This is a genomic window from Brevibacillus jepli (genome assembly GCF_047229145.1).
Lineage (GTDB): Bacteria > Bacillota > Bacilli > Brevibacillales > Brevibacillaceae > Brevibacillus.
On the sequence record NZ_JBFEFW010000004.1, the window covers coordinates 71,894 to 89,977 of the forward strand.

General features: G+C 47.8%; 16 protein-coding genes and 1 riboswitch. Of the genes, 2 read left to right on the top strand and 14 right to left on the bottom strand.

The window, feature by feature from the left end:
* Positions 1 to 15: 15 nt before the first annotated feature.
* Positions 16 to 1,032: an ABC transporter substrate-binding protein gene (locus tag AB1L17_RS05850; RefSeq protein ID WP_412843831.1), complete on the bottom strand. Its 1,017-nt coding sequence runs from the start codon at positions 1,030 to 1,032 to the stop codon at positions 16 to 18.
* Positions 1,033 to 1,182: 150 nt separating this feature from the next.
* Positions 1,183 to 1,383, bottom strand: a riboswitch (cobalamin riboswitch).
* 17 nt (positions 1,384 to 1,400) lie between these two features.
* Positions 1,401 to 2,492: a M24 family metallopeptidase gene (locus AB1L17_RS05855; RefSeq protein WP_412843904.1), complete on the bottom strand. Its 1,092-nt coding sequence runs from the start codon at positions 2,490 to 2,492 to the stop codon at positions 1,401 to 1,403.
* 124 nt (positions 2,493 to 2,616) lie between these two features.
* Here AB1L17_RS05855 and AB1L17_RS05860 point away from each other — a divergent pair, with 124 nt between their 5' ends.
* Positions 2,617 to 3,387: an alpha/beta fold hydrolase gene (locus tag AB1L17_RS05860; RefSeq protein WP_412843830.1), complete on the top strand. Its 771-nt coding sequence runs from the start codon at positions 2,617 to 2,619 to the stop codon at positions 3,385 to 3,387.
* 52 nt (positions 3,388 to 3,439) lie between these two features.
* Here the strand turns inward: AB1L17_RS05860 and AB1L17_RS05865 are convergent, their stop codons facing one another.
* The 8 genes from AB1L17_RS05865 to gpr form a co-directional block, all read right to left on the bottom strand.
* On the bottom strand, positions 3,440 to 4,333 hold the full coding sequence (locus AB1L17_RS05865; RefSeq protein WP_412843829.1) for an ABC transporter permease: 894 nt from the start codon (positions 4,331 to 4,333) through the stop codon (positions 3,440 to 3,442).
* 16 nt (positions 4,334 to 4,349) lie between these two features.
* Complete coding sequence (locus AB1L17_RS05870) at positions 4,350 to 5,360, bottom strand: ABC transporter permease (RefSeq protein WP_412843828.1); 1,011 nt, start codon at positions 5,358 to 5,360, stop codon at positions 4,350 to 4,352.
* Positions 5,361 to 5,450: 90 nt separating this feature from the next.
* The gene (locus AB1L17_RS05875) at positions 5,451 to 7,112 is read right to left on the bottom strand and encodes an ABC transporter substrate-binding protein (protein WP_412843827.1); all 1,662 of its coding nucleotides are present in this window, start codon (positions 7,110 to 7,112) and stop codon (positions 5,451 to 5,453) included.
* A 129-nt stretch (positions 7,113 to 7,241) separates the two neighbouring features.
* Positions 7,242 to 8,213 (bottom strand): ABC transporter ATP-binding protein, encoded by a 972-nt coding sequence (locus AB1L17_RS05880; protein WP_412843826.1) that lies wholly within the window; start codon positions 8,211 to 8,213, stop codon positions 7,242 to 7,244.
* Positions 8,214 to 8,231: 18 nt separating this feature from the next.
* Positions 8,232 to 9,200: an ABC transporter ATP-binding protein gene (locus AB1L17_RS05885; RefSeq protein WP_412843825.1), complete on the bottom strand. Its 969-nt coding sequence runs from the start codon at positions 9,198 to 9,200 to the stop codon at positions 8,232 to 8,234.
* Between the two features lie 312 nt (positions 9,201 to 9,512).
* Entirely contained in the window at positions 9,513 to 9,821 is a 309-nt protein-coding gene (locus AB1L17_RS05890) for a DUF3679 domain-containing protein (RefSeq protein ID WP_412843824.1), read from the bottom strand.
* Positions 9,822 to 9,826: 5 nt separating this feature from the next.
* On the bottom strand, positions 9,827 to 11,005 hold the full coding sequence (gene spoIIP / locus AB1L17_RS05895) for a stage II sporulation protein P (protein WP_412843823.1): 1,179 nt from the start codon (positions 11,003 to 11,005) through the stop codon (positions 9,827 to 9,829).
* A 140-nt stretch (positions 11,006 to 11,145) separates the two neighbouring features.
* Positions 11,146 to 12,246, bottom strand: coding sequence for a GPR endopeptidase (gpr, locus tag AB1L17_RS05900; RefSeq protein ID WP_412843822.1), 1,101 nt, complete (start codon positions 12,244 to 12,246; stop codon positions 11,146 to 11,148).
* Positions 12,247 to 12,424: 178 nt separating this feature from the next.
* Here gpr and rpsT point away from each other — a divergent pair, with 178 nt between their 5' ends.
* Positions 12,425 to 12,700 carry a 30S ribosomal protein S20 gene (gene rpsT / locus AB1L17_RS05905; RefSeq protein WP_412843821.1) on the top strand — a complete coding sequence of 92 codons (276 nt, stop codon included), beginning with the start codon at positions 12,425 to 12,427 and terminating at the stop codon, positions 12,698 to 12,700.
* A gap of 65 nt (positions 12,701 to 12,765) precedes the next feature.
* On the opposite strand, the gene holA is transcribed toward rpsT, so the two are convergent.
* The 4 genes from holA to AB1L17_RS05925 all read right to left on the bottom strand — a co-directional run bounded on the left by holA (position 12,766) and on the right by AB1L17_RS05925 (position 17,855).
* Entirely contained in the window at positions 12,766 to 13,803 is a 1,038-nt protein-coding gene (gene holA / locus AB1L17_RS05910) for a DNA polymerase III subunit delta (RefSeq protein ID WP_412843820.1), read from the bottom strand.
* 241 nt (positions 13,804 to 14,044) lie between these two features.
* Entirely contained in the window at positions 14,045 to 14,908 is an 864-nt protein-coding gene (locus tag AB1L17_RS05915) for an anti-sigma factor (protein ID WP_412843819.1), read from the bottom strand.
* Positions 14,908 to 15,453, bottom strand: coding sequence for an RNA polymerase sigma factor (locus tag AB1L17_RS05920; protein WP_412843818.1), 546 nt, complete (start codon positions 15,451 to 15,453; stop codon positions 14,908 to 14,910). Before AB1L17_RS05920 ends, AB1L17_RS05915 begins: the two co-directional genes overlap by 1 nt.
* A gap of 53 nt (positions 15,454 to 15,506) precedes the next feature.
* The gene (locus AB1L17_RS05925; RefSeq protein ID WP_412843903.1) at positions 15,507 to 17,855 is read right to left on the bottom strand and encodes a DNA internalization-related competence protein ComEC/Rec2; all 2,349 of its coding nucleotides are present in this window, start codon (positions 17,853 to 17,855) and stop codon (positions 15,507 to 15,509) included.
* Positions 17,856 to 18,084: the final 229 nt, after the last annotated feature.

Genomic DNA, 18,084 nt, shown 5'->3' on the forward strand with positions numbered 1-18,084 from the left:
TATAAGGGGCCAACTTTATTTGAATTTATCCGGGTAGAGTCCTTCCGCCAAAATTTTTAGCGCAATCGGTGCTCGAACGCCTTCAGAAGCCGCAGACAATGGCAATACGATCAGTCGTTGATTTTTAATCGCCGGGATATCTGCCAACTCTTTTTTCGTCAAAAGGAAATTGCGTTTTTGCTCGGCAGTTCTGTCACCAAAGTCAACAATAATGATGACGTCCGGATTGCGGTTCACTACTTCTTCCCAGCTGACATCTGCCCAACCCTTTTGAATATCGTCAAAAATATTCTTGCCACCCGCTATCTCGATTAAGGATGTCATGTAGTTGTTCGCTGCGGTGGATGGTTGATCTTCCCCATTGTCGTACACGAATACATGGAGTGGCTTGTCCACCTTACCAATTTTGCTAATCGTTTGATCCATCTCACTCTTCATTTTGTTAATCAATTCATTGGCTTTGTCTTCCACACGGAAAATGCGTCCGATGTTCGTAATATCCGCAAACACATCGTCGATTGTTGGACCAGGCATGCTAGACGATGTTTGCAGGTACGATTTGATGCCGACCTTTTCCAAGTCCTGCATGGAGCCTACACCCTTTTCTCCGAATCCACTTTTCCAGCCTGCATAAACAAAGTCAGGGTTCGCAGCCATCAGCACCTCTTTTGTCGGATACTTGTCTGACAAAACTGGGACCTTGTCATAGTCTGCTTTTAACTCCGGGAGAATTTGATCGTCCAAGTAAGCGGTTCCGACCATTTTATCAGCAAGGCCTAATGCCAGCATGATTTCGGTTACGTGTTGGTTCAATGTCACTGCACGCTCTGGTGCTTTTGGATAGGTCATCTCGATACCATTATTGACGAGCGTTACAGGCTTGCTCTCTACTGCTGGTGCACCTGCTTGTTCTGTTTTGGCAGGAGCTGTTGGTTGTGTGGACGTAGATGAACCACATGCCGAAACGAGAAGCATCGCGGCCGTCATAACTCCAAAACCTAGCCCTTTGAATAATTTATGTGCCATCATCATTCGTAATCCCCTCTTCTTTCATTATGTAAATAAAAAAGCACCCCCCATTTTCAATCGGGAGGTGCTTGCCAAACGTAGATATACCTATAGCCAGGCAAAAAGGCGCCTTTTCATAGACTGCTTCCACATCTGGCCCATCCTCGTGGGTCGATTGTATATGATCTCATGGCAGGTCTCCTGGCTTACGGATCAACACTCCCAGCTTCCTTCCCATTTTTTGTCTCGCAAAAAACAGTGGCTATTCGCTAGGCGCTCCTCGTTTACAGTGGCGGGACCGCGCCGGTTTCTCACCGGACTTCCCTATTAAGCTGATGGCATCTACCATCCAGCACCATTCGATACTTATTCAATTTTTTTCGACTCGTCCATTAGTTGATAGAAGTCAGTTTTTTCGGGAACTGCGTGAGCACTTCAACGCCCGTTTCCGTAACCAAAACATCGTCTTCAATCCGTACTCCGCCTACACCTGGCAAATAGATGCCTGGCTCGATTGTAAAGACCATCCCTGGCCGGAGTACTTCCTGGTTTTGACTATGAACAGACGGGTACTCATGAACATCCATGCCAAGACCATGACCAAGACGATGCATGAAGTATTCTCCGTAGCCTTTTGCAGTGATGACATCACGAGCAGTCTTATCCAAATGGGCAAAGGTCACGCCTGGACGAATCTCCGCAATTGCCGCTTCGTTGGCTGCCAATACCGTCTCGTAAATTTCTTGAAGCTGGTCACTGATTTCTCCTACGGCAAAGGTACGGGTAATATCTGATACATAGCCGTTCGCAGCTACCCCGATATCAAACAACAGCAGGTCGCCTTCTTGTACTTGGCGCGTTCCTGGTTTTCCGTGTGGCAACGCGGACTTTTCCCCTGCCAATACCATAGACGTAAAGGATGGACCTTCTGCACCCAGTCGTTTCATCTGGAATTCCAGCTCAGCCACGATTTCTGTCTCGGTCATGCCTGTTTTGACTTTTTTCAGTGTCTCCTGCAAGGAATCCTCGACCAATTGAACAGCGTGCTTCAAGCGATCTACTTCATCGGCGGATTTGATCAAACGCATTTCACGCAGTGGCTCTTCCACGTCCACATAGCTCGATGCCAATACAACCTGTCCAAGCGCTTCATAGCGCTCGACAGTCATGTGGCTTTTCTCGATGCCGAGCTTTGTCAGGTTCGCTGGCAACACTTGCTTGAGGATTTCATACGGGTTTTGGATATCCGTATGTGTATGGATATCTTGAACGAACGAAGCCTCTGCTGCTGCCTCACGATCAAGAGCAGGAACAATTAAGGAAGGCTTTCCCTCAGCAGGAATAACGAGACCCATAAAACGCTCATGCGGGTCCGTAAAAAATCCGGTCAAATAGTAGACATGCTTGGGAGAGGTAATCAACACCGCGTTCAGCTCTTGTTCTGTCAAAAACGTGTGGAGCTTCGAAATGCGCTCTTGAAACAACTTCTTCACCCTGCTTTCACCAATTATTCTATTGCGAGAATACCACTTCCCCAGCAAAAAAAGAAGAGCTCATTTGAAAAATCCACCTCGTAACGGACAACATAAGGTTGGGGTGAAAAAGAAAATGGAACAAGTACTCGTTCATCAGGATGGCAAACAGTTTGCTTTTCACATGTCAGGAAAAGGAACGCCTTTAGTATGTATCCACGCGCCATGTATCGGTTCTATTAATTTTGTCTATCAGCAATCCCTCACGGACACTTATCAGCTGATTGTCCCTGATTTGCCAGGACATGGCGACACTTCACCGATGGAGAAGCCGTTTTCGATCGGGGAACTGGCTGAACAGCTCCATAAGCTGATCCCGTCACTCGGTATCGAACGTCCCTTTATTATGGGGTACTCACAAGGAGCGTCTATCGCCCTTGAATATTGCCTTCGTTATCCTGATCATGTCCGAGGCGCCATACTTGTCAGCGCTTTTTCAGAAGTGCATGACCTGTATTTACACGGCAGATTTTTGATGGCACGAGCATTATCCATGGTAAACGGTGTCCCTCTCCTCGCCCGGTCGATTGCTTCCTCTCATATAGACGACCAAGAAATGCGTACACAATGGATTCAGCACGCCTCTAAAACAGATTCCGCCAGCCTCAAATACCTTTACGCAGCGGGTCATCGTTATCAGTGTACAGAGCGTCTGGGCAACATCCAGCTTCCAATTTTACTTGCTTATGGAAAACAAGATCAGCGGATGCATCCTTACGCGCAGATGCTTACGATGAGACTGCCAAATGCCCAACTCGTGATGATACCAAACGTCAAGCATCAAATCATCACGAAAGCTGCTTCCGATTTCAATCAGTTGTGCCGTACTTTCATGCAGGAAATGTAAATAAGACAGAAGGGCGGACAATCCCAGTCCCTTCTGTCTCTTTTTCATCTGACTAGCTCTTCATCCGAGGGTCGAGCGCATCGCGCAAGCCGTCTCCAATCAAGTTAAAGCCAAGAACGGTCAGCATAATGGAGAGGCCCGGAAAAATAACGGTCCATGGTGCTTTCTGAATGTACTGGCGTGAATCAGCGAGCATCTTGCCCCATTCCGGTTCTGGCGCTTGTGCTCCCAGTCCGAGAAAGCCTAATGCTGCTGCTTCGATAATCGCTGTCGCGATCCCCATCGTACCTGTAACAATGATCGGTGCCAGGCTGTTTGGCAAAATGTGCTGCATGATAATGCGGGAATTTTTCATACCGATCGCACGTGCAGCCATGACGAATTCTTCTTCCTTCAAGCTCAATACGCGGGCGCGCACCAAGCGTCCAAACGTTGGTATGTTAATGATTGCAATCGCAATCAAGGCATTCTGCAATGACGGCCCCAAAATGGCAACGACAGCGATCGCCAACAGAATACTTGGAAAGGCGAGCATGATATCAAAGAGACGAGAAATGATCGTATCAATCCATCTGCCGTAATACCCTGCCAACAGACCAAGAATTGTCCCGGCGACAACGGAGCCAATTACAGAAAACGTCCCTACCCACAAGGAGATTTGTGCTCCATAAATGACGCGACTGAACACATCGCGACCATTATAATCGGTTCCAAACCAATGCTCCTCGGAAGGTGGCTTGTTTTTCATCACCAGCTTGCCTTCGTCGTACGGATACGGTGCAATCCATGGTGCCAATATCGCCACAACAATGAAAAACAAAATAATCCCGAAGCCTACCATCGCCAGCTTATTTTTTCGCAGCTGTCTCCATGCGTCTTTCCAAGGAGAGACTACATCATCTTGCTTGATTTTCAAAGGTACTGTCTGTGCTTGTGGTTGTGCCATGTCTCTTCGTCCCTCCTTAGCGATATTTGATGCGTGGATCGACATAGGCGTACAGAAGGTCGACCAAGAGGTTAATCAAGACGAAAATCGTCGCGATCACAAGGATGCCGGATTGGATAACCGGATAGTCGCGGTTTCCAATAGCGGTCACAATATAACGACCGACACCTGGCCATCCGAAGATCGTTTCGGTCAATACTGCTCCACCCAACAGCAGTCCTGTTTGCAAACCAATTACCGTCAAGACAGGAATCATCGCATTTTTCAATGCATGCTTGTACACGACCCAAAACTGCGTCAAGCCTTTTGCGCGAGCCGTTCTGACATAGTCTGCGCGCATGACTTCCAGCATGCTCGAACGAGTAATCCGTGCAATGATTGCCATTGGGATCGTACCTAACGCGATTCCTGGCAGGATCAAATGCTTGGTTACTTCCCACAGCTGATCCCACCGACCAGCTATTATCGTATCCAGTATATAAAAGTGCGTAATGGCCTCAACGGGATTACGCGAATTGTCGCGACCAACTGATGGCAGCCATTTCAGTTCTTGGGCAAACACCCATTGCTCCATCAGACCTAGCCAAAAAATTGGCATGGATACACCAATCAAGGCGATCAACATCGCACAGTAGTCAAACCAGGAGTTCTGCTTCCAAGCAGAAAGAATACCTGCGTTCACACCAACAAACACCGCAATCAGCATACTCACAATCGTGAGTTCAGTCGTTGCTGCCAAATATGGCATAATTTCATCTGAAATAGGAGCATTCGTTTGTAACGATTCGCCAAGATCTCCGCTTAAAATATTCTTCATATAGTCAAAATACTGTATGTACCATGGGTTATTTAAACCTAATGCCTCTCGTATGTCTGCAATCGCTTGTGGCGTTGCCTTTTCTCCCAAAATCGTCAAAGCCGGATCACCAGGGATGGCACGAATAATGGAAAAAACGATGATTGACATGCCCACTAAGACAGGAATGAGCATTAAAATTCTTCGAATGCTGTAAGCTAGCAATGCCATCTCCTCGCCTTCCTGCATAAAATAATCGCTAAATAATGTAAGGAGGGTAAGAAGAGGTATGCACTCCTCTTACCCTTTTGTTATGTCAGCTTACTTGAAATCTACCTTTTCCAAACTTTCAGACCCTTTTGGATGCGGGTTATAATCTACGATATTTGCTTTTCCTGCCAATGCTGGCGTAGAGTGTGCCAATGGAACCATTGGTACATCTTTGAAGATGATCTCTTGTACTTGTTTGTACAGTTTTTCGCGCTCAGCTTGTACTGGCGTGGATTGAGCTTTCATCATCAATTGAGAAGCCTCTTCATTTGCCCAGCGTGTATAGTTGTTGCTGCCGATGCTGTTTTTGTCGAGCAATACAGCCAGGAAGTTGTCAGGGTCGCCGTTGTCACCTGTCCAGCCTAGCATGAACATATCTTGCTCACCCAAGCGGGTTTTCTCCAAATACGTTGCCCATTCCATCGTTACGATCTCTGCTTCGATACCGATTTTCTTCAGGTCTTGCTGGATTGCCTCGGCAATCTTCACACCTTCAGGCATGTACGGACGTGGTACTGGCATCGCCCAGAACTTGATTTTAAAGCCGTTTGGATGTCCTGCTTCTGCCAGCAATTGTTTTGCTTTGTCGAGGTTGAACTCACGATCTTTAATGTCGTTGTTATGTCCCCACATTGTTTTTGGCATTGGGTTAACTGCAGGTTCACCAACACCATCGTAGAATGCAGCTACGATTTCAGGCTTGTTAATCGCGTAGGCAATGGCTTCACGAACTTTTGGATTGTCGAGCGGTTTCTTCTCAACGTTAAAGCCAATGTATCCAATGTTATTGGTAGGACGCAGGTAGAGCTGCAAGTCTTTGTTGTCTTTTACTGTTTGGATATCATCTGTGTTCACACCATCCATCAAATCGATCTCACCTGACGCCAAAGCAGTCAGACGCGCCGTGTTCTCTGGAATGACCTTGAACACCAATTTATCAAGTTTCGGGAATCCTTTGTTCCAGTAATCAGGGTTTTTCTCGAGAGTGATCGTGTCGTTACGCTTCCACTCTACGAATTTGAATGGCCCAGTACCGATTGGATGTTCGTTGAATTTCTTAACATCCTTTTTCAATGCTTCTGGTGAACCAATTGCGAAAGGAGACATCGCCAGGTTCGCAAGGAATGGAGCCAGCGGACGATTCAACGTAAATTTCACAGTGGTTGGATCTACTGCTTCCACGGATTTAATTACGTGATTCGCATCACCTTTATAGCCACCGAATTGGCTGATGTAATATTCGAAGCCCTCTGGAGAATGTTGCGGATGGCTCTTATCACTCCAACGTTCAAAGTTGTATTTTACCGCTTCTGCGTTGAAATCCGTACCGTCATGGAACTTCACGCCTGACTTCAGTGTCAGTGTATAAACGAGACCATCTGGAGTTACCTCCCACTTGTCAGCCAGTGATGGAGCGAGTTCTGTGGAACCGTCAGCAAAGCCGATCAAGGTATCCATGACGTTCTCTGTTACCCTAAAGGTCTCGCCATCTGTTTGCGTAATGGGGTCAAGCCCTTTTGTGTCTGCACCCCGACCGACGATTAACTGCTTCGGTCCAGTTTTTGCAGGCTCAGTTGCCGGTGCAGGTGCCGGAGTTTCTGTCTTTGGTTGTTCTGCCGGCGCTTGTGTCGTTGGAGCGCTAGAGCATCCAGCAATCAGCATGGCCAGCGCCACTAGGCTGGTCATGGTTGCGGAGAGAACTCTCTTCTTCATGAAAACTTCCCCCTTTTTCTAAATAATGGTCGCATGTTACTTTTTGGTAGATGGTCGATACAATACCTCCTGCTTTGCATCCCCCCTTTACAAGACTTCCTACTCGGCAGGCAGACTCCCTTTTGTCGATTAGGACTTGTATAAGTGACAAGCAACAAAGTGTCCGTCGCCTGCGTCCGCAAATTCTGGGCGCACAGTACGACACTCCTCTGTCACATGGGGACACCTCGTATGGAATGTACAGCCACTTGGAGGTTTGGCAGGGCTCGGCACATCTCCCTGGAGAATGACTCTTTCACGTACGGCATCAGGATCTGGGGAAGGTACCGCCGACAACAGCGCTTTCGTATATGGATGAAGCGGATTGGAATACAGTTGGCTGCTCGTTGTCAGCTCAACGATTCTGCCAAGGTACATGACCCCTACTCGATCACTGATATGTCGTACCACACTTAAATCATGCGCAATGAACAAGTATGTAAGACCGAATTCTCTCTGCAAATCTTGCATGAGATTGAGCACCTGCGACTGAATGGACACGTCCAGTGCAGAAACAGGCTCGTCGGCAACGATCAGCTTGGGCTTGAGCATAAGCGCTCTCGCAATGCCAATCCGTTGTCGCTGCCCTCCACTGAATTGATGCGGATAGCGGCTCGCGTGATAGCTGCTCAGCCCAACGATCTCCAGCATTTCCAGCACGCGCTTTTTTCGCTCTGCCGCAGAACCCAACCCATGTACGATGAGAGGCTCTTCCAAAATCTTTTCAATATTATGTCTAGGATTCAGCGAAGCGAACGGGTCCTGGAAGACAATCTGCATGTCACGTCTCATCTTCCTCATGGCATCTGGGGAAAGTGACATGACATCTGTCCCGTCAAAGCTGATATCACCTGAGGTAGGCTCTATCAGTCGTAGCAAGGACCGACCTGTCGTTGACTTTCCACAGCCACTCTCGCCTACCAGCCCTAGTGTTTCTCCGCGCTTTACGGTAAACGATACATCATCTACCGCCTTAACTACGCCTACTTCCCCTCCAAGAACACCGCCTGTGATCGGGTAGTATTTTTTCAAATTTTTCACGACCAGAAGATCTTCAGCCACCTGCATGCTCCTCTCGGGTTATTCGGTCAGCCAGCAGCGGGAAAGGTGATTGTCCCCTACCACTTTTAATTCTGGCATCTCACTGCGGCATCGGTCTGTTACTTTATCGCATCTGGGTGCAAAACGGCATCCGACAGTAAGCGAACCCGGAATCGGGACGTTGCCTGGAATCGAATAGAGACGATCCTGTGATCCTTCCAGCTTCGGCAACGAATTCAGCAAGCCGATCGTATAAGGATGCTTCGGATTTTTTAAGATCGTACGAACGTCGCCTTGTTCAATCACGTTGCCTGCGTACATAACCACGACCCGGTGACACATTTCTGCAACGACGCCAAGATCGTGGGTGATGAGAAGGATCGCTGTGTCCGCTTCCCGATTGAGTTGGCGCATCAGGTCCAATATCTGCGCTTGAATCGTAACATCGAGAGCAGTGGTAGGCTCGTCTGCAATCAACAGCTCCGGATTGCAAGCCATGGCCATCGCAATCATGACGCGCTGTCGCATTCCACCTGACAGCTGGTGCGGGTATTCATCGACGATTGCTTCCGCTCGAGGAATTCCGACTTTTTTCAACATCTCAATCGCACGCGCTCTTGCTTCCTTCTTGCTCGCCTTCGTATGTAATCGGACTGATTCTCCTATCTGATCTCCAATCGTAAACACCGGATTCAAAGACGTCATGGGCTCCTGAAAGATCATCGCAATTTCATTTCCGCGTATGTCTCTCATTCGCTTTTCGTCGACAGATACGAGGTCCTCCCCCTTGAATTTTATGGCGCCTCCCACTATTTTCCCTGGGGGGTTGGGCACTAGCTTCATTACGGAAAGGGAGGTAACGCTCTTCCCGCAGCCGGATTCGCCTACGATACCAACTACTTCTCCTTTTTGTACCGTGATCGTCACGCCGTCAACGGCAGGGATTTGGCCGCGGTCCGTGAAAAAGTGCGTTTGCAGGTTTTCGATTTGTAGGACAGGATGTGACACGTGGCTCACCTCTCTCACCGATATATACTTCCAAAATAGACCTATCAGTAGACATTATGACATTTATTCAATTTTTTCGCAACACAATAAATTCAAACTATTATTTCTTTACTGACTAAAAAGAATATTAATCCTGAATGATATTATGACGAAAAAGAACTTTATGATAGCCCTTTCATTGCAGACGTAGCCTCACTTGCACTGTTTACGCAGAAATCATCTGATATCGCTCATTGCATGCAAAAGACCCGCGTGTACGGGTCTTTAGTCACTGAGGCTTTCTGCACCCCTTCTTTTTGCGCGTAAACAAATTCACGGTTCAAAAAAACTACCTACCCAATCGACAAAACTCTGCGCTCCACTCTTGATGCTCCCACCCAACGTCAAACCGACACGACTGACGTAGTTGACCATTTCCTTCGGAGTTGCAGTCTGTACCTGTTTGCCCATAACCGCGATCTCGACCTGCCCCTGATCCACTTTTTTGATGGAAAAGGTCTGAGCCTGCTCCTGGGGCACGCCACTCACCTTGGATATTCCACGTTCAGCCGTTTGCAATCCCAAAACTACTCCGACCAGCAAGATGATCAACAGTCCAGTCAGCTTCATCGTCACGTTCATGCCCGTCACCTCTTTGCAGGCTCGTCAGAAACTGCTTTGCCTACCTTTTCAGCTTGCTGGTAATACGCTGCGAAAACATCAGCCAACGCTTCTGCCGTATTCATGCTTTCCTGCACGCTGTTTTCCGTACCACCTATTTCTATTAACAGGCTTCCCGGGGAGAGGGACTGATTATACTCGCCGTGATCCGTTTTTGCGCCTTTTTCCATCACGCCACGCGAAAGCTCCGGGTACATTTTTTCCATCAGCTCATGAAGCTCCGTTGCAAATGCTTCGTTTTTCTCGTAGCTTTTATTTCTTTTTCCGATGACGAACAAGACTCTCCCATACGTTTTCCCCTTGATCGTGACCGTCGTCCGATCTCTGGGCGCTGTGTCGCGATGCAGATCGAAGTAGTAATACAGATCCTTGTTTTTCTCAGTTGCGGCTTTGACTACTTGCAAGGATTCAGCGTAGGAGAAGGAGTAATGCATTTTCTTGTTCAACAGCTGCTGATAGATGTCATCCGTGCTTACCTCCGCGCCAATTCCTTTTTCGTTTAACGCTTCTGATAAACGCTTGCTGATTAAGGATATATTTCTCGTAGGGTGATCGACCGAGGTTCCTACTGGCTTCGTCTCACTAAACCACGATTCCCGATTGTGCGAGTTGTAGACGTACACGATTTTTTTGTTGCCTGTCATTGAATGAGGCACTGGTGCTGGCTTCTCTTCACCTGACTTCGACGTATCCTCAGGCTGTGACTCTACAATCGGAACCACCTGCGAATTATCTACGGCTTGTCTCGGATGAGCGGGGTACTCCACATAAAAATCTGCCAGAGAAGCTCCTTTTCCCTGCACGACAAATCTGGCATCCTCTGTTGTCACCATTCCAGGAAGCTCCCTGCCCAGCAAGCTGCGTAAGTCTCCCGGCTGGATATTGGTCGCCAAGCGGAAGAGAAAACCCGTTACACTATTCGTGCGATCATCAGCCTGTGCTTGTACTGTCTCAGACAAAACCGGAATTTCCTGTCCCATCCACCCCAAAATCGCCAGACTGGAAATATGAGAAGCTGCTTGTTGAATAGCGGAGGAAGAAATTGCGATCCGGTTTCCACCGAGCGAAAGCACTCCTGTCATGACAAACAAGAAGGCGGTTATAAAGGAAAGAACAACGAATTGGCGTTGAATGAGGGTCGCCATCTGTCTCACTCCTCTAGCTGTAGCATGGTTGCACGTCGGGAGAAGTTTCCCTCGCGCTTGTCTATGCTTTAGCTTATGAGCCTCATAGAGACGATAGAACCCTTTTCTAGCTTTTCTCTCTCACTCTAGCTTTTCATGACCTAGTGTGTGTACGATCCGCTATTTTCTTCATTTACAGCGCTGTGCAAGGAGCGATTCAGACCTGTTGCAATCACGTTTGCCACGCCTTCAATAAAGTCGTCAACTTCTTTGGGGGTTACGACGAGATCCTGCCCTAACGGTCGTAGCACCTCATGAATTAGCTGCCGCTTTTCTTCTTCTGGCAGTGAACCTACCAATCCCATGAATGTCTTGCGCGATTCCAGATCTGGCAAATCCTCTTCCGTATACGGTTCCTTACGCTCAGGCAGGGTACTCAATGCTAGCTTGTTGAATGCCCGCTTGCTCTCCACCATCGATTGTCCAAAGTGTCCCAGCAAATACGTAATCGCATCATTGACGATCGTCGAGGCAAAAACGACCGTAGGCACACCAATCGCAATCACCGGGACTCCGAGTGTCGCCTGATCGATCGCCTTGCGCTTGTTGCCGACTCCTGAACCAGGGTGAATCCCTGTATCCGAAATCTGTATCGTCGTGTTTACCCGATGCAACGCCCGGGAAGCAAGAGCATCGATACAAATGACGAAGTCTGGTTTACTTTTTTCCACAACACCAAAAATGATTTCACTCGTTTCTATACCCGTAATCCCAAGGACACCCGGGGATAACGCACTCACTTCCCGATAACCCTCTCCGACCGTTTCTGGCGCCAACGTGTAGAGGTGGCGGGTAATCAATAAATTTTCCACTACCATCGGTCCGAGCGCATCCGGCGTCACATTCCAGTTGCCGAGACCTACGACGAGAGCCTTCTTGTCTTCGGTGATCCCTAACTGCTTGAGGAACATCGCGAACTCGACAGAGAATCGCTTCGCCACCTGTTCTTCGATCGACGTATCATTATCTCGCAGCTTGGGCACTTCAATCGTGAGGTAATGCCCCGGAAGCTTGCCGATTTCCTTCCCAGCTTGCTCTGTTTCCACATGCAATCTCGTTACTTTAATATTGGGCTCACTGTCGTCCGCTTGCAGCCAAACGCCTTCAATATTGCTCTCATTTTGCTGCTGCGCAAGCTCATGGGCCTCTAAGGCAAGATCCGTACGAATCGAGTAGCCTGATAAATCAATGTTATGTGCCATGTTCCATCAGCTCCTTTGTTCCAGAGTGAAAAAAGTGATGACCATTTTGTTCCTGCTACTAGCTTGCTTGAATCCTTCATTTTTATTCCGAATCCTTTCTTGCAAATGGGTTCGCCCCATGCTAGAATTACTTTGTTGTATGACTGTATGTCTATGGTCGTCTAAGGAGGTGACACACATGCCAAACATTAAATCCGCGATTAAACGCACCAAAACAATCGAAAAGCGTCGCGCACACCGCGCTTCTCAAAAGTCTGATCTGCGCACTTCCATCAGAAGCTTCGAGAAAGCTGTTGCCGCTTCCGATGTAGCATTGGCGAAATCTACTCTTCTGGTGGCTGTGAAAAAGCTGGACAAGGCCGCTTCGAAAGGTCTCATTCATAAAAACGCAGCAAACCGTCAAAAGTCTCGTTTGATGAAAAAGCTTAACGTTCTGAGCGCTCCTGTAGCGTAAGAGACCAAGCAGATAAAAAACCCCTGAACATTCTTGTTCCAGGGGTTTTTTACTGTGAAAAACGGTCACGACCGTTTTGTTCGCTCGTCGTGTGCGCGTGCAACGAATAATTCGAGGGCGAGACGCTTGTCCACCTGACCTGACTTCATACGAAAATCTTCTTCCGCAAGAATGCCCAACAGTTTTTTCAACGACTCCTCGGAAAAATGCCGCGCTTGCTCCATTGCTTTTTTTACCGCATAGGGATGCATTTTAATCATACCGGCCATCTGTTGCTGCGAATAACCGCGTGGAGCCAATTGTTTGACGTGCAAAAGCATGCGGAACTGCCTTGCCATGAGAGCCAGCAGCTTGATCGGCTCCTCTCCGATTTTCATGCAGTCGTACATCATCCGCAGAGCCCTGTCCAGTCTCCCTGACGCTACCTGTTCAATCAGAGCAAATACATCCTGCTCCAGCGTACGTGCCCCAAGCAGCTCGATGACGTCGTCTGTGATGCTTTCCCCTGCACCAACAAACAGAGCCATCTTCTCTATTTCCTTGTCCAGAAGACGCAGCTCTGCTCCCACACGCTCCACGAGCTTCATGGATTGCTGACGATCAATCTTCGCTTGATATTTACCCGCCTGACGCTCTACCCATCCATATAAATCTCCGTCTCTCAGTAAAGGGAATGGGATCACCTTCGTCTTTTGCTGCAATGTTTTGACCAGTTTTTTACGTTCATCCAGCTTTTCCGCTTCTATATGTAAAATAAGTGTGGTATAGGAAGGCGGATTTTCCAAATAGGCGAGTAGAGCATCCGGGTCACTCTCTACCTTCGTCGAAGGCTTACTCCCTGTTAAAAAGTAAGCTTGTCTGGCAATCACCAGTCGATGTTCCCCCAAAAACGGCAGTGTCTCCGCATCCTGTAATATTTCACTCAAGCCTGTTTCCGTACAATCATATACACTCATATTCAGATCCAAGAACTCTGGATCGATCATTTCTTTACGAGCCAACGTCAAAAATTCTTCCGCCAGAAAGGACTCTGGACCGAATAGGACGTAGATCGGCGAGAATTGTTTTTGCCGTATTTCGCGAATAGCCGATAAGAGTGGCATACGTTTTCTCCCCTTTCCTTCTTCTTACCTGCGTTATTATAGCACATGTTATTCGGAGCACAGCGAAAAAAAACCGCTACCAGTCAATCGGTAGCGGTTTTTTCATCCGTTGGCACCTCTATGTAAACGTTTAGGGAAAAGCCCCGGGATTCCTCCTCCCCAAACGGTAAGCAGGGGGTGCTTGATAATGTACTATACGCAAAATCCCCGCAAGTGGTGCCGGTCCATACGTGGAAAAAAATTAGTCATTATCGTCATCATCTTTATCTTTTTTCTTCTCTTTATTTTTTCCCTTGTCTTTCTCCTCATGCTTGTCCCCGCCGTCGTCCTTATCGTCATTAGCAGGTTCTTTGTCTTCTCTGTCTGGATTCTCTTCCAGTCCGATCGGCCATACCGGTGGCTCATCATCGGTAATGACTGGCTTCGGAGGTACCGGTTTCTTTTGTGGTGGCGTCGGATTCGTTTTCTTCGGTGGCGGCGTTTGCTTTTGAACGTTCTTTGCCGGTGGCTTTTTACTCTTCTTCTGAGTAGTCGCTTCGGTAGATTGTTTCTTCTTGTCCTCTTCCTCTTTCGTATTCGATGGTATTGGATTATTGCTTGGAGAAGGAGGTTCTGGTCCTACAATTTTAGGTTGATCCACGACTGCCGGCGTCATATCCGTTCCATTTTGAAACGGATCGATTTCGTGCTTTTTGCCATCACCGCCAGAAAACAACATGCCAATCAATAAGCTAGCAGCGACGGCTGTACTACCAAGACTTGCCATCCACACTTTTATCCGCTTCCACTTTTTTGATTCCGGCAGCGAAGACGACTCGCGCTTAACTTCCAGAGTGGGCAGGATTTCCTCGTTCGTCGTAGATTTGACCGCAGCAGTCATTGCAGCGGCCGATTCCAGCTTTGGCAGGATTGAATCTACGATGCTGAACGGAGGTACGACAGGGGGTAGATGCTCTAATTGCTGTGACACATCTTTCAAACGGTTGTACATTAGCTGCAGATCAGCATCTTTATGAATAAGCTGATGGAGCATTTGCAGCTCTGACTCCAACAGATCTCCATCGAGATCTCTCTGCATGAGTTCTAAAATCTCTTCGTTGGTCATCAACCGATCCCCCCTTTCTGGTAGTCGTACAACAGCTCCTGTAACTGTTGCCTAGCCCGAAATAAATACGACTTAACCGTGTTAAGCGGCAAATCAAGTGCCTCCGCGATCTCTTGATAGGACAAATCCTCCAGATAGCGGAGTACTACAACCATCCGATATTGCTTTGGCAATCTTCCGATGGCTTCCTGGATGTCATTCGACAGCCCGGTGAGAAGGATTTCTTCTTCTACGTTGTTACGATCAGGAATGATCAACTCGTGCTCGTCAATTGAGACCGTTTCCTTCTTCGCGCGAAATTTATCCATACAGACGTTGCTAACTATGCGTTGTACCCAGGTAGAGAACTTTGCTTTTTCCTGATAGGTGTCCAATTTTCGATAGATTCGAATGAGGACTTCCTGGGAGGCATCAAGCGCGTCCTGTTCGTTTCCTAGGATATAATAAGCGCTACGGTAAACGGAGGTCTCAATGGAACGAAGCAGTTCGACTAGCGCGTCATGATCCCCGGATTGCGCCATCCTGATCAACTCTGCTTCTTGCATATTCTCTTCTCCCCCCTACAGACGGTTCGCTCATTGAAAAAGTTGCAACCAGCTTATGTATCCAATAATTGGGTCTGCCAAAATAGTCCCGCAGGTGTAATGACCAGCGTAATTGCTCCTTGAGCATCAGTCCTGTACACGACGGAACCCGATTTTTCTAAGCGATGTAGTACTTCTTGCGATGGATGCCCGTACCTATTTTTCACTCCGGCAGATATGACAGCTACTTTTGGTGCTGTGATCGCAAGTAGTTCTTGGGTACTCGAGGTTTTGCTTCCATGGTGGGCTACTTTCAAAACATCCACAGAAGTCAAACCGTTTTGAACAAGCTGATTTTCCCCATCCTTTTCAATATCACCGGTAAACAATACGGTCTTGTTGAAAGCAGTCAGCTGCAGCACAACTGATGCATCATTTCCTGAGAAGGTCGATTCACCCGGATGTAGCCACTTCCATTCAATACTTGGCCCATCTGACCATGATTGACCCGGGAGCCCTGTTAAAATCGGAACCCCCTCTTGTTGAAAAAGCTGAACGATTTCGCCCTCCAAATTAGAAGGTGCTGTTCCATTCACGAATACCTCTCCAAAAGAAAAATGAGGAACAAGCGCTTTTAGTCCACCGATATGATCCAGATCGCCATGCGTCATGATAACACGATCGATTTTTTCGATACCTCGGGCCATAAGAAACGGCAGAACGACATCCTTTCCCACCTCAAATGGGTCGCGCTTTTCCATCCATGGTTCGGCAGCAGGGAACCGCATTGTCCCACCTGCATCCATTAAGTATACCTTCTGATCACCAATTTCGACAACGATGGAATCCCCTTGTCCGACATCCAGGAAGGTAATACGCACTTCATTGACCCCAGCAAAAGGCTGTCTGGCGGCCACTACTAACGCGAGAAATATAGCGAAGGCGATTATTGTATCACGTTTTCGATGATAGCCCAACTTCCAGGAAATGGGCAACACACCAAGAAAACATGTATATAAAACAAGCCACCACCACGAAGGATGCGGCCAATAGGTAAAGGGGAGCCTTATGCTTTCAATCGAAAACAACGGAAGATGAATCCATCTCAGTATCGCTGTTGATATCCAGACTGGGATCACTGCCAAAAACGGGTGGACAAAATCAAGCACAACTGCTATATAGCCTAACGGCAGAGCTGCTGCCGAGAGAATCGGAGTCACTACCAAATTGACCAACCAGGATACAGGTGAAAACATATGAAAGTGATAGATAAGAAAAGGAAAGGAGACGAGCTGAGCTGATACCGTAACGGCCACAAGTGTCCGAATCCAGATTGGTACCCGGACGAACACAAGCAAGCTGTACGGGACAAAAATAATAAGACCAAGCGTGACCGCAAAGGAAAGCTGAAAGCCAACATGCCACAGCTGATACGGATTCACAATCAGCATGATAATGAGCGAACCCGCCCAGACGTCCTTTCCGTCCAGCCTTTTTCCAAACACCTGACAGAGAAGACCCACACTCCCCATCAGTCCGGATCGGATCGCGGAGGCACTCGCGCCTACCAGCAACACATATCCGATCAAGAAGAGAATCGTTACGACAAATGCCAGTCTGCGTCTGACTCCGATTCTTTCCAAGCACCACATAAACATTGAGCTGACCAAGGTAACATGCAAACCGGAGATAGCCAGAATATGACTCAAGCCCAAATTCGAATACATCGAAGCAAGCTCAGGAGTGACCTCTTGACCAAGCCCAAGCAGCAACGACTTCATGTAACCAGCTGTTTCTGGATCTTGATATAGCTTTTCAATTCGCTTCGCTCCGGTGTCCTGCCATTCTTGAAAGCTCGCCCACACGGAAAAAGCAGGTGTTATTTCAATCGCTTGAAAGCTGGATTCCCCTGTGACATGGACTCCTTGCCAGAACAAATATTTGGCGTAGTCGAAGGAATGAGGATTGCGTGCAGTCGCAGGTAATGATAGTCGGATGGGAGCCACGACAACACTTCCTCGTCGCCACTGTTCTATATCTACAGCTTCATCGTAGGAAGCGAGCTTAACGCGAAGCGCAATTTTTTCGAGTGAGCTATGCTGGTTTTGATTGCTGTGATCCCCTCCCCAGGATGTGATGGTGACAAAGAACCGTGCTACGTCCCCGTCCCGTTTGACTGGCGAATCAATAACACCTTCTATCCAAACTGTCTCCTCTCTTTCTGCAAACGGCTTTAATACTGAGCTGTGGAGAATCTCGTACCCATAAAAATAGAGACCTGCTAGAATAAAAATGAGTGAGTAGCAAGCGAGGTATTTTCGATATGTGACCGGGATACATGCAACAAGAGCCCATGATACTCCCGCAGTCAACAGCAGCCAGGCAGGATGCAAATAGGCAGACAGAATGAGGCCGATCATCATGGCTAAGCTGGCTCCCCAAACTGACACGAAAATCTCCCCCGTCCCGTTCTATGTCAAACGGTCATGACCGTTTTGTCGAACTATTACTGGTCTTACGAGGGATTATATCTAGTGGATTGGGGACAAAAATAGAAGAGAAGAGAGCGGAAGATCCCTGTTGAATCAGCGTTTTCACGCTCAATCACTGCCATTCAGAAGAGATTGCGCTGATGATCGATACATGATAGAG